This window comes from Endozoicomonas elysicola (assembly GCF_000710775.1).
GTDB lineage: Bacteria > Pseudomonadota > Gammaproteobacteria > Pseudomonadales > Endozoicomonadaceae > Endozoicomonas > Endozoicomonas elysicola.
The window spans coordinates 14,982-27,654 of sequence record NZ_JOJP01000001.1; the positions used below are offsets into that span (position 1 = coordinate 14,982).

Consider the following 12,673-nt stretch of genomic DNA (forward strand, 5'->3'; position numbering starts at 1 on the left):
GGTAAGCATACAAAAAAAGATTCACACCAAGGACTGCCAGCATAAGTCTTTTTTGGGTAGTAAAAAACCGTGATCTTCTGGCAAAATGCCCACCCTGAGTTTTGCATCATTGGCTTTCCAGTAGCATTTCAGCTCTTAACATGAAAAGAGCACTGCATACAGGGGATTAGACTATGCAAGCAGTTAGATGCAACAGCATTACGTTTAGCAAAAATAACAAAAAAAGCGCTGTATTGAGCAGACTCCAGTGATGAATGGAATCATCAAGAAGAATAAAGATAAGTCATCAGAGATTATAATGCCCGCAAGTCATGAGCCAGAATCCAGCCGGTCACTCCGCCTGGAAAGCACAGGCGCTGTTTTTGAAAACAGCAGAAGTGACAACCACTTCTACCGTATTCGCTGTGAAGGAATCACCAAAGTCTATCCGGGTGTGGTTGCCAATGATCAGGTAAGCCTTGCCATCCAGCCCGGCGAAATCCATGCCCTGCTGGGTGAAAATGGTGCAGGAAAAAGCACCTTGATGAAAATCCTCTACGGTGTGACCCAGCCAGACAGTGGACATATCTGGTTTGATGGCCAGCCGCAGCCCCTTAAATCTCCAGCCCATGCCAGGCGCCTTGGAATCGGCATGGTGTTCCAGCACTTCTCACTGTTTGAAACATTAACCGTGGTAGAAAACATCGCCCTGTCCATGGACAAAAGGGAAGCAGGCTCACTCAAGGATCTTGCCCGGCGAATCGAGGAAATCTCCAGCCATTACGGTATGCCTATTGACCCTCACCGTCATGTGCACAGCTTATCTACTGGAGAACGCCAGAGGGTTGAGATCATTCGCTGCCTGGTACAAGACATCAGCCTTTTGATTCTGGATGAGCCCACCTCTGTGCTGACACCGCAGGAAGTCAGCAGCTTGTTTGCAACACTAAGAAAGCTAGCAGCAGAAGGCTGCAGCCTGCTTTTTATCAGTCATAAGCTTCAGGAAGTGAAAGCCCTGTGTGATAGAGCCACTGTACTGAGACATGGAAAGATTGCTGGAACCTGTGATCCTAAAACCACCAGCACTGAGGACATGGCCAGTATGATGGTGGGCAGTCAAACTACACTGGGGCAGCGCTACAGCTTTTCATCGAATAAAGTGGAAGATAAGCGTCTTGCCGTCCAAGGGCTGACGGAAGCCGCACTGGGTGACTTTGGAACAGCATTGCAAGACATCCATTTTTCCGTAAAGCCTGGGGAAATTCTTGGCATCGCCGGTGTTGCCGGAAATGGCCAGAAAGAATTGATTCAACTGCTCAGTGGAGAAAGGCTGGCTACCTCACCGGATTTTATCACTCTGGATGACCAAGCCATTGGAAAGTTAACGCCCGGCAAACGAAGACGCCTGGGAATGGCTGTAGTGCCAGAAGAGCGCCTTGGCCGGGGAGCTGTGCCGGATATGTCGCTTTCCGAAAACGGCCTTCTCACCGGCTTTTTACAAAACCTGGTATCCAGAGGGTTCTTAAGACAGCGACGAATTCACGGATTTGCCAACGACGTAATCAGCAACTTTAGGGTAAAAGCTCACGGGAACTTAGCTGATGCCAAAAGCCTTTCCGGCGGTAACCTGCAAAAGTTCATCATTGGCCGTGAAATACTGCAAAACCCCAAATTGCTGATCTGTGCCAGCCCAACATGGGGCGTTGATGTTGGGGCTGCGAACCTCATCCATCAATCTCTGATTGACCTCCGAGACAAAGGTACAGCCATCGTCGTGCTTTCTGAGGATCTGGACGAGCTTTTTCAGGTTTCTGATCGTATTGGCGCTCTCTGCCACGGCAAACTGTCACCAGTAAAACCGGTAACGGAAACATCCATTAATGAAGTGGGTCAGTGGATGGCAGGAGTGTTTACTAATCCGGAATCGGAAGCGTCAGAACAAGCCTATGCTCTCCCAAGAGGAGTCGAACCGGAAATGGAACAAAACATACAGGAAAAGGAGTTTACCCCCTGATGAAGATTTCCATTGAACGAAGGCCTCAAGACTCAAATTTGATGAAATACCTGTCTCCCCTTCTGGCAGTGTTGCTCACCCTGATGGCAGGTGGTGTGATTTTTACCTTGCAGGGACAGGATCCATGGACAGGCCTGTATACGTTCTTCATTCTGCCCATAAGCGATAGCTATGGCCTTTCCGAGCTGGGTGTCAAAGCAGCCCCAATACTGCTCTGTGCCATGGGGCTGGCGGTGTGTTTTAGAGCCAATATCTGGAACATCGGAGCAGAAGGGCAGTTACTGATGGGGGCTCTGATGGGCAGTTGGGCAGCCCTGAGTTGGATGGACCTGGAGGGTATCTGGGTACTCCCCGCTGTACTGATGTCTGGTGCTGTTGCCGGTTTACTCTGGGCCTTGATCCCTGCGTTGCTGAGGAATCATTTCAATACCAATGAAATCCTCACCACCATCATGTTGAACTATATTGCCCTGAACCTTCTGCTGTATGCGGTGCATGGTCCTCTAAAAGATCCCCATGGCTTTAACTTTCCGGAATCTGCGCTGTTTACGGAGGCTGTCACACTGCCACTGTTGCTGGAAGGAACCCGACTTCATATTGGCCTGGCATTCGGGCTGTTTGCCGGGGTGTGCATCTGGGTCTTGATGACAAAAACCTTTCTGGGTTTTCAACTGAAGGTTATTGGTCTGGATGTCAGTGCTGGACACTTTGCCGGTTTCCGTGAGCGACGCCTTGTTTATTTCAGTCTGCTGCTGTGCGGTGCCCTGGCCGGGCTTGCAGGCATCTCTGAGGTCAGCGGCCCCATTGGCCAGCTGGTTCCATCTGTCTCCCCCGGTTACGGTTATGCTGCCATTATTGTTGCCTTTCTTGGCCGCCTGCACCCAATCGGTATTTTACTGGCCAGTCTGCTGATGGCGCTGGTTTATATGGGTGGCGAGATGGGCCAGATTGATCTTGGCCTGCCGCTGGCAATGGGCAGCCTGTTCCAGGGGATGCTGCTGTTCTTCCTGCTGGCCTGTGATTTTTTGATCAGTTACCGCTTTCGAATTAGAACAATGTCCAATCAACCCCCAGCTCATGGACGTAATGCGGGAGTCAACTGCTAATGGATATGGACCTGATCACCAACATTCTTTTTGCTATGGTTCGAACCGGCACCCCACTGCTGCTGGTTGCCCTCGGGGAACTGGTCTGTGAAAAAAGTGGCGTGCTTAACCTGGGACAGGAAGGCATGATGCTTATGGGCGCTGTAATAGGCTTTATTGCAGCAATCACCACAGGAAGCCTAATATTCGGGGTAATAATGAGCCTGATAGTTGGTATGGCCATGGCGCTTCTGTTTGGCCTGCTGGTTATCCAGCTGCGGGCTAACCAGGTCGCCACAGGTCTGGCTCTGACCATTTTTGGTGCGGGCCTGAGTGCTTATGTAGGCACTGACTACATTGGTCAGGCACTGGCAGGATTCCAGCCCGTTTTGATTCCGCTTTTATCGGACATACCGGTTCTGGGCAAAGCCCTGTTCAGTCAGGATATTCTGGTTTACTGCTCGCTGGGTATCGCGCTGGCTATCTGGCTATTCTTCCGCTTCAGCCGCCCCGGCCTTGTAGTGAAAGCCATCGGAGAAAGCCCACACTCAGCCACTGCCGTAGGCTTACCGGTCATACTGACGCGCTGGCTGGCACTCCTGTTTGGCGGTGCCATGGCCGGCCTCGGGGGAGCTTATCTGTCATTGGCCTATACGCCGCTGTGGGCGGAAGGCATGACCGCAGGACGCGGGTGGATTGCACTGGCACTTGTCGTATTTGCCAGCTGGAAAGTAGAACGGGTATTGCTGGGGGCCTGGTTGTTTGGCTTGGCAAGCATTATGCATCTGGTACTTCAGGGCATGGGAGCCTCCATCTCCTCCAACCTGCTGGCAACCTTGCCTTACCTGGCAACAATTATTGTTCTGGTGCTTCTATCAAGTAACCAGTCCAGAAGCCGGCTGCTGGCCCCCATGTCACTTGGCAAACCCTACCATCCGACGGGGTAGTCTCTAATTAATGATTCCACTCTGGCTTGATACGGAATTCAGGCCATTATTCTAATGATAAAACAGACCTCTAAGGAGCTGATCATCCCATGAAATCCCTTATCAAAAAGGCCATCGTCTCCGTAATAACGGCAGGATTGATGACCCTGTCCACACTCTCTTCGGCTGTAGAAAAGCCTCTAAAGGTTGGCTTTGTCTATGTCGGCCCTGTCGGTGATGCCGGCTGGACCTATGGCCATGATGAAGGCCGACTGGAGATGGTTGAGAAGCTGGGTAAGAATATCGAAACCACTTATGTTGAGAGTGTTTCTGAAGGTGCGGATGCAGAGCGGGTCATCCGTAAACTGGCACAGCAGGGACACGACCTGATCTTCACCACCTCATTTGGTTACATGAACCCAACGCTGAAAGTAGCCAAGCAGTTTCCCAACGTTAAATTCCAGCACGCGACTGGTTACAAGCGAGGGAAGAATGTTGGCACCTACTCTGCCCGTTTCTATGAAGGACGCTACCTGACTGGCGTTATTGCCGGACACATGACCAAGAACAATGTGATTGGCTATGTTGGTTCATTCCCGATTCCTGAAGTGGTCCAGGGGATCAATGCCTTTACGCTTGGCCTTCGCAGTGTAAACCCTGACGCAACGGTAAAAGTGGTCTGGATCAATAGCTGGTACGACCCAGCCAAAGAGCGTGAAGCGGCTGAGTCACTGATTGCCCAGGGTGCCGACATCATCAATCAGCATACCGATTCACCTGCTCCGGTTCAGGCCGCCCAGGACAAAGGAGTGTATGCATTTGGCTATGACACGGACATGACCCGCTTTGGCCCCGATGCTCACCTGACCGGCAGCATGGTTCACTGGGGTGGTTTCTATACCGACACAGCCAAAGCGGTACTGGATAAGCAATGGAAGCCAGAAGATGTATGGGGTGGCTTCTCTGCAGGCATGGTTGAAATGGCGCCTTATAACAAAGCCATTCCCGAAAAAGTCATTGCCCAGGTCGAAACCTTCAAGGAACAGATCGCAGATGGAACATTTACTATTTTTGAAGGTCCCATCAAAACGCAGGATGGTTCCATCAAAGTTTCAGAGGGTACAAAGCTGAACGATGGTGATATTCTTTCCATGAACTGGTATGTGGAGGGTGTTGAAGGCTCATTGCCTAATTAATCCCCACTTGATTGACAGGTCCTGGAGTCGTTGGTTCGACTTCAGGCAGGATGTACTGCCGATGCCCCTTGCTGATTTTGCTGATATGAACTGGCAACCCGCTCAAGAAGCCAAAACGATTCCCGATGCACTTCGTGAAATGATTCTGGATCAACACTCGCTTACCCGGCGGCTGAAGCAAGTACACAACAACGAATTTTTTGTACGAGTTATCACCCATGACTGGCAGGAACCTGATGCATCAGAGAAGGCCTTTCTTCATTGTGATGATCAGCGAGCCAGCATAAGAGAAGTCCTACTATTTGGCTCAGGTCAACCAGTTGTTTTTGCCCGCAGTGTTTTACCTGAATCAAGTCTGTCTGGTGAGAATAAAGTACTTCTGGAACTGGGAGAGAAGCCATTAGGTGAATACATCTTTAGTCAGCCCGGCCTGCGCCGCGGCCCGATAGAAGTTACCAACATGAAAGCCAGTCAATTTAACTCACATCTCGATTTCGATTTTGAAACAGAAATCGCCTGGGCCAGGCGATCCCTGTTTTATTTGAGAGAGAAACCTATCTCAGTTTGCGAGGTTTTTCTACCTGAGCGTGAACAACGCTAAGCGTTACCCTCATCAATAGTCTCAGCTTTGGCAGCCCCCTGCTGCTCTTCAGCTGTAACTCTGTCCATTTGCTCCTCAAGACCATCCCAAAATCGTACCCGGGATGAGATGGCCGCTTTAGCTTTATCAACTGCAGCCTTCTCTGCAGTTTTGTCTCCATTAATACACTGTCTCAGCAGGCTCTCAGCAGCAGGGCCATGCTCATTCCCGTCAAGGTCGATATGTCTCTCCAGATAGTAGGTCATGGAAGGAACTGACTTCGGAGGGATCTCCCAATGATTCAACAGGGAAGAAAACATCTCCGGAATGGCATCTTCACGCCCAAAAAGAAAATAACTGGCCACTTCCGGTAGCGAACCATATTGGGCTACCTTCAGCGTATCCGAAACAAATGCCTGAATGTATTCTGGCACTTCAGCAGCAACCAGGGCCTGCTGCCAGGGAACACCAGTCTTAATGCTATAAATAACCTGCTCAATTTTGCTGGTGTCTGCTGACACTTCACGCATGGCAGCAAGATACATTTCCAGATGGCTCATTGGCGTGCCATGCAGATCCTTATCCGTCTCTTCATAGAGAATAATTTCATTTATAAAGCGGGCAGACCGGGCGTCTGGCACAGGCACCCAGGGCAACTGCATGGAAGTAAACTCAAGCTGCAATCTTTTCGCCAGCGACATAAAATCCCATACAGCAAATACATGAGCTTCCATAAAGACAGACAACTTTTCCACACTGTCAATTTTCTGGTAGAGGGAGTGATTGAAAAGTTGTTCTCGAAGAGGGCGTAAGTCTTTTGTAAACATGATAGTCTCCTGCTGTAAGCGATTGGCTCTGGCAGGCCGACAAAACAAAGACTACATAGACATTGGACACATGGCAGCCTGGCTGCACATCTATTGATATCGGCAAAAAAATAATCGACTGGAAGGTCGTGCCTATTACTCATAGACAGTTTTTACGAGAGCAGATGAAATTTCTACAATCTATAACAGGCTCTAATAAGTGCGCAGAGCTACTGCATCAGCATCTGCCACGCTGGAAAGACTTTATTCAACTGGCTCGTCTGGATCGCCCCATTGGCATCTACCTTTTACTGTGGCCAACGCTCTGGGCTCTCTGGCTGGCAGCAGATGGCGTACCAACAACCCATAACCTTGTGGTATTCATTGCTGGCGTTATCCTCACCCGAAGTGCAGGTTGTGTTGTTAATGACTATGCGGATCGACATTTTGATGGTCATGTTAAACGAACCCACCAGCGCCCCTTGGTTACCGGGAAAATTACGCCCAGAGAAGCACTGATTTACGCAAGCAGCCTTTTTCTGATTGCCTTCTTGTTGGTACTGACAACCAATGAACTGACCATCACTCTCTCCTTCGCTGCTTTATTTCTGGCATCAGCCTATCCTTTTGCCAAGCGTCATACCTATCTCCCCCAGGTGGTGCTAGGTGCTGCCTTTGGCTGGTCCATACCCATGGCATTTGCTGCAGAGGCAGGAGTGCTGACAACTCAGGCATGGCTATTGTTCACTGCTAACCTTTTGTGGACTGTCGCCTATGATACGCAGTACGCCATGGTCGACAGAGACGACGACCTGAAAGTAGGTATCAAATCCACAGCAATTCTATTCGGTGAAATGGACAACCTGATTATTGGCTGCTTCCAAGCCATAACTCTGATTGCTATGGTGATGCTTGGGTTGCAACTGGAATTAAACTGGCCATTCTATTTAAGCCTTGTTGCTGCAGCTGCAGGTTTTACCCATCAGCAATGGTTGACCCGCCACCGTGAAAGAGATCCTTGCTTCAAAGCCTTTCTTTCTAACCATTGGGTTGGTGCTGTTATTTTCCTTGGTATTGCCTGCTCTTTATGATTACTGATGAGCCTTAGGTGGCGTTGACAATTAGACATGTGCCCAGCCATCAGAGCTTTTAGGGTTCTAAGGTTTGCCATAGCGCTGTATTGAAAACACACTTCAGGGAAAGCCAAAGCTATAAAAAACAAAAGGTTAAGTATAGTTTCAACATCAGTTGCCGTTATCCACAACAGTACAAACTGCTTTTATCAAGTTGCTCCCAGCGATTCGGGTGGGAGCAAAAATTTTGCCAGGGGTGTTATCAACACAGCTAAAACAAAGGCATCATCCTGCTCAAAAAATCTTTATCTAAGATCTGTATTATTGATTGAAACGTGCAGGCCATATATAAACTCGATATCCGTGAGCCTGATTGCCCTTAAAAACTACTCCATCCGGTTAGTTATCTGCTCAACCGCCATCGTCAAAGAAACCACCATTGGACTTGATTTGGGGCTTGCGGCAGGCACAGTCTCATTTTTTCTACTATCTCCATTTCCAGCAATAGTTGTTATTACACCATCCATAAAACTTGCAGCTACAGTTGTTGGCGGGATAGTGGGCTTCATATATGGCGTGGAAATAGCGAAAGATAAATGGGAAGAACGTATTGAGAAAGAAGGTTGTCAAAATTGACCTAGCCAGCTCAGGGCTTTCTATTTCACAGCAATAATTTAAATACTGTTTTCAAAAAACGAACGAATGTCATTTCATTGATTTTTTCTCTTCACCTCGTAATTTCAAGTATACAGAGCAACTATTATCAAACGCTTGTCTTTAGACCAACGTCAATGATGTCATTTAAGAATGATCAAGTTTCGATGTTAGTATCACTAACCGTCTTGTTATCAGCTTGTAAAACTATTTCAGCCTTCCAAAATCTAAAATATTAAAATGGCACATTTGTACCATTTAAAGTGGAGGTTGAGTATGGTCATCACGCCGAGTTATGCCATCTGCAACCAGGGAAGTTATTACCACCAAGACAGTCCCTGTTTTCTGGGTAGAGCAGTACGCTTGAGCAGGAATGTCGCCAAATCCATCAAATCAGCAGTTATTGACGCTGCAAGCCATATCAAGCAAAGAACAATTGAAATTGTTCGCGCTTGCAAACCCTACACTCAAAAGATATCGCATGCACTTTGGGTTCTAAAAAACTACGCCATTCGTGTCGTTATCTGCGCCACAGCACTTGTAAAAGAAACCACTATCGGACTGGGTCTTGGCCTTGCAGCCGGTACAGCATCATCTTTTTTGTTATCCGCACTTCCAGCAGTGCAGATAATTGTACCAACGATACAGATCGCAGCGACTGTCATCGGTGGCGTTGGAGGGTTCCTATATGGAATTGAAATTGCAAAAGAGAAATGGAATGAGCGCATTGAGAAAGAAAATAGAACCTTAAAAGAATGGGAGCACAAGAAAAGGATTAAGGCAGAGATGGAAAATTTGCATAAAAACAGTTTTACAGTGGATCAACTAACGCTTGCTCCCAGTCTGATGAAATAACTCGACTGAAGGCTGAGCCAAGAGCGCTCAGCCTTCATTTTTTACTCATCATCTAGCAAAGTATTTTCGTTCCCTTCCCACTGAACTACCTGAAAAACACCGGCTCAGGTCATGGCCAAAGAACAAAAATTCTGTCAAATTTTCTTGAACGTCATTTTTCTGTAACATTCCCTCGCTGTAATACCTGAAATATAGATCAATGGTTACCTAATAAATCTGCACTCATTCAATCTCGGGGTATTCTGATGTCTGGCAAAACAATTCTAATTGTGGATGATGAAGCACCTATCAGGGAAATGATCGCTATGGCCCTTGAAATGGCTGGTTACCAGTGCTTGGAAGCAGCTGATGCAAAGCAGGCCCATTCACTGGTGGTTGATAGCAGGCCAGACTTGATCTTACTGGATTGGATGTTGCCAGATATCTCAGGTATTGAGCTGGCCAGGCGGCTCAAGCGTGATCAGCTGACAGCAGAAATCCCTATCATAATGCTGACGGCCAAAGGAGAAGAAGACCATAAAATTCAGGGTCTTGAGACAGGTGCAGATGACTACATCACTAAACCATTCTCCCCCCGTGAGCTGGTAGCCAGACTGAAGGCCGTATTACGTAGAACTCAGGGTATGGATGAACAGTCACCTATTGTCGTCAAAGGTCTGGAGCTTGACCCTGTCAGCCACCGGGTCAGTATTGATGGCAACCCGGCAGAAATGGGTCCAACAGAATACCGCCTTCTGCAGTTCTTTCTGACCCATCAGGAGCGCGCGTATTCCCGTGGACAGCTGCTTGACCAAGTCTGGGGTGGCAATGTTTACGTTGAGGAAAGAACCGTTGACGTCCATATCCGTCGCCTGAGAAAAGCCTTGGGCATTGGTTATGAAAACTACATTCAGACAGTCAGAGGCACTGGCTACCGCTTTTCTACCAAAGCGTAGGATCTATTCACGATTTTATTTAAAGAATTGAAAACAGCAGAAGTCAGAGACGCTTTATCGACATTTTCAGCTCGTAATAGGATCATGAACAGGCTCTTAGATTCTATTGACATAAAATACGGCTTTACGAACAAGTGGACTTGGAATCTTATGTCAGCAGAACCTAATAGCCACCAGCTGAACAAACTCCGGAATTACATGTGACAACCTCTATACGATCCTGGTTTACCGGTCGAATGATGTCAGTTCTTGCAATAGGGCTGTTTGCAGGCTGGTTGGCCGACCAGGTTTTTCTGGGTCTTTTTATTGCCACTCTAATTTATCTGGTTTGGAGCCATCGCCAGCTTCACCGATTACTTGGCTGGCTTGATCAGGCAGCTCATAAAGAACAGGATCCCCCAGAGAGTTCAGGTATATGGGGTGAGATTTTTGACGGGATCTACCGGATACAACGCAGACATAATCGTTCAAAGCAGCGACTAGCTAACGTTATAGAACGAATTCAGGAATCTACTGCAGCATTAAACGACGGAATAATCATGGCAGACAAACATGGTTGTCTTGAGTGGTGGAACCGTGCTGCTGGAGAACTGCTTGGCCTGCAGATGCCTGATGATCAGGGTCAGCCTCTTACCAATCTTGTTAGAAATCCCAAGTTTGCCAGCTATATGGAACATAGCCGAGGAAAAGACCCTATTAAGATTGACTCTCCGGCTCATGAAAACCGGCAACTGCAAATAGCAATTACTGTTTATGGTCAGGGTAACCGGCTTCTTTTAGTACGAGATGTCAGTCGCTTACATCAGCTTGAAACCATGAGAACGGATTTTGTTGCCAATGTCTCTCATGAGTTAAGAACTCCTCTGACCGTTATTTCCGGGTACCTGGAGACATTGACTGATGGTCTGGAAATGAATCCGGATACACCGCCCGTCTTTAAGCGAGCCCTGAGCCAAATGCAAGAACAGGCATCAAGAATGCAGCGCCTGATCGAAGATCTTTTACTGCTGTCTCGTCTCGAAGCGACAGAGCCTGAAAGATTGAGTCAAGCTGTTGCACTCTATCCGCTGCTTTCTGGAATAGTGAACGATGCCAAAGCGCTGAGTGGCGAGAATCAGCACCAGCTCCAACTGGAGTGTGACGATGGCAGCTCAGTTACTGGTGATACAATGGAACTACGTAGCGCCTTTTCCAATCTGGTATATAACGCAGTGCGTTACACCCCAGCAGGAGGCAAAGTTCTTGTGAAGTGGTGGCAAGATCAGGAAGGTGGACATTTGATGGTTCAGGATAATGGCGTCGGCATAGACCCTGTTCATATCCCAAGACTAACAGAACGGTTCTATCGTGTGGACAAAAGCCGGAGTCATGTAACCGGAGGCACTGGTCTTGGTCTGGCGATAGTTAAGCACGTACTATTGCGGCACGAAGCCCGTATAAGCATTAGCAGTCATCCTGGTAAAGGTAGCCGGTTTATTTGTCACTTCCCATTATCAAGAATCAATCAGACCAAAACTATAAATGTTTAATAGCCAAGCATAGTTGAAGCTTGGCTTTTTATTCAAATAACTCAAGATATTAGTCAGTAAACAGCTGACATTGTCAGAACAAGTGAAAAGAGCATTAAAAAAGGGCCAGACAGGCCCTTTTTTATGAAAGACATTTACAGACATCTTTCTTCGTAAGATTAAACTTACTCTGCGATCTGCTCCAAAGCGCAATCCAGACGCTTCTTGCCGGTACGCTCCAGGTAAGCTTGGAAATCACGTGGCAGACGACCAGTAGTAGCACCTTCCCACTTAATACGCTCACCAGTTTCGTTCTCGTATTCAAAAGTGTACTTTTGAATATTTCTACGACGCTTAGGAGCTACTTCATCCAGGTCCAGATTACCCAGGCCCAAGTCATTCATGGAAACACCACGATCAGCCATAATCTGCTTGATGGCTTCAATGCTTTCCTGCTTCTTCTGACGCTTTTCGTCGTCTTTAGCACGCGCTTCCTGCTTCTCAACCAAAACGTCATTCAGTCGAGAAATAATGCGTTCCAGGTCTTCAGCATGTACATCTTTAAACAGGGAACGGATACGGGTTTTGCTGCTGAGACGATGCAGAACTTCTTCAAAAATATTCATTTACTTTACGACTCCTTGGTCTTGATAGAATTTCCCACTCAGGAATAAAGGCGTTCAATTCGATGATCTTTATACAGCAAGATTTTTTTAGATGGAAGTACCATTATATAAATATTAAAAATAATGTGAATGGATAATACTAAAAAATGAGGACCTATTAACCCTGACATAGACAACTAATCCTTTCAGTCAGGTTGTTTTTTTGAACAAGTCATTATTAGTTCTAATAGGAATAAGTTGTATAAATCAGAGGGATAGTTCAAATGAACTATTTTGACTCAAAAGCAGTAGATCCTGATAACCAAATTTATTGGCATACCATTTTCAAGCACAGCTAACAGTCGCACCGGGAAGTCACTTGCCATCGCTTTTACTGTTTATTCATATGACCATTCAGGATGACTAATATTTTTTATTCTCCCAAACAATGCAGTCC

The 12,673-nt window shown here is 47.3% G+C and carries 12 protein-coding genes; 10 read left to right on the forward strand and 2 right to left on the reverse strand.

The annotated features are described in order from the left end of the window. Nucleotides 1-298: 298 nt before the first annotated feature. The 5 genes from GV64_RS00070 to GV64_RS00090 all read left to right on the forward strand — a co-directional run bounded on the left by GV64_RS00070 (nucleotide 299) and on the right by GV64_RS00090 (nucleotide 5,801). Nucleotides 299-1,993, forward strand: a complete 1,695-nt coding sequence (locus GV64_RS00070; protein ID WP_152553873.1) for an ABC transporter ATP-binding protein — start codon at nucleotides 299-301, stop codon at nucleotides 1,991-1,993. After that, the gene (locus tag GV64_RS00075; protein ID WP_020582596.1) at nucleotides 1,993-3,099 is read left to right on the forward strand and encodes an ABC transporter permease; all 1,107 of its coding nucleotides are present in this window, start codon (nucleotides 1,993-1,995) and stop codon (nucleotides 3,097-3,099) included. Before GV64_RS00070 ends, GV64_RS00075 begins: the two co-directional genes overlap by 1 nt. Then, the gene (locus GV64_RS00080; protein WP_020582595.1) at nucleotides 3,099-4,025 is read left to right on the forward strand and encodes an ABC transporter permease; all 927 of its coding nucleotides are present in this window, start codon (nucleotides 3,099-3,101) and stop codon (nucleotides 4,023-4,025) included. The genes GV64_RS00075 and GV64_RS00080 overlap by 1 nt, the downstream gene beginning before the upstream one ends. An 89-nt stretch (nucleotides 4,026-4,114) precedes the next feature. Continuing rightward, a complete protein-coding gene (locus tag GV64_RS00085) occupies nucleotides 4,115-5,200 on the forward strand; it encodes a BMP family ABC transporter substrate-binding protein (protein WP_020582594.1) in 1,086 nt (361 codons plus the stop codon). Nucleotides 5,201-5,261: 61 nt separating this feature from the next. Next, nucleotides 5,262-5,801 carry a chorismate--pyruvate lyase family protein gene (locus GV64_RS00090; protein ID WP_020582593.1) on the forward strand — a complete coding sequence of 180 codons (540 nt, stop codon included), beginning with the start codon at nucleotides 5,262-5,264 and terminating at the stop codon, nucleotides 5,799-5,801. Here GV64_RS00090 and GV64_RS00095 read toward each other — a convergent pair. Further along, nucleotides 5,798-6,607 (reverse strand): DUF3050 domain-containing protein, encoded by an 810-nt coding sequence (locus tag GV64_RS00095; protein WP_020582592.1) that lies wholly within the window; start codon nucleotides 6,605-6,607, stop codon nucleotides 5,798-5,800. The two genes, GV64_RS00090 and GV64_RS00095, sit on opposite strands and share 4 nt — an antisense overlap. A 164-nt stretch (nucleotides 6,608-6,771) precedes the next feature. On the opposite strand from GV64_RS00095, the gene ubiA reads away from it, so the two are divergent. The 5 genes from ubiA to phoR all read left to right on the forward strand — a co-directional run bounded on the left by ubiA (nucleotide 6,772) and on the right by phoR (nucleotide 11,632). Further along, on the forward strand, nucleotides 6,772-7,677 hold the full coding sequence (ubiA, locus tag GV64_RS00100; RefSeq protein WP_152553874.1) for a 4-hydroxybenzoate octaprenyltransferase: 906 nt from the start codon (nucleotides 6,772-6,774) through the stop codon (nucleotides 7,675-7,677). A gap of 345 nt (nucleotides 7,678-8,022) precedes the next feature. After that, the gene (locus GV64_RS00105) at nucleotides 8,023-8,295 is read left to right on the forward strand and encodes a hypothetical protein (RefSeq protein ID WP_020582590.1); all 273 of its coding nucleotides are present in this window, start codon (nucleotides 8,023-8,025) and stop codon (nucleotides 8,293-8,295) included. Between the two features lie 294 nt (nucleotides 8,296-8,589). Beyond that, the gene (locus GV64_RS00110) at nucleotides 8,590-9,168 is read left to right on the forward strand and encodes a hypothetical protein (RefSeq protein WP_020582589.1); all 579 of its coding nucleotides are present in this window, start codon (nucleotides 8,590-8,592) and stop codon (nucleotides 9,166-9,168) included. Between the two features lie 245 nt (nucleotides 9,169-9,413). Continuing rightward, nucleotides 9,414-10,103: a phosphate regulon transcriptional regulator PhoB gene (gene phoB, locus GV64_RS00115; RefSeq protein ID WP_020582588.1), complete on the forward strand. Its 690-nt coding sequence runs from the start codon at nucleotides 9,414-9,416 to the stop codon at nucleotides 10,101-10,103. A 200-nt stretch (nucleotides 10,104-10,303) separates the two neighbouring features. Then, nucleotides 10,304-11,632: a phosphate regulon sensor histidine kinase PhoR gene (gene phoR, locus GV64_RS00120; protein ID WP_236632899.1), complete on the forward strand. Its 1,329-nt coding sequence runs from the start codon at nucleotides 10,304-10,306 to the stop codon at nucleotides 11,630-11,632. Between the two features lie 164 nt (nucleotides 11,633-11,796). On the opposite strand, the gene GV64_RS00125 is transcribed toward phoR, so the two are convergent. Then, nucleotides 11,797-12,237, reverse strand: coding sequence for an H-NS family histone-like protein (locus GV64_RS00125; protein WP_034843840.1), 441 nt, complete (start codon nucleotides 12,235-12,237; stop codon nucleotides 11,797-11,799). Nucleotides 12,238-12,673: the final 436 nt, after the last annotated feature.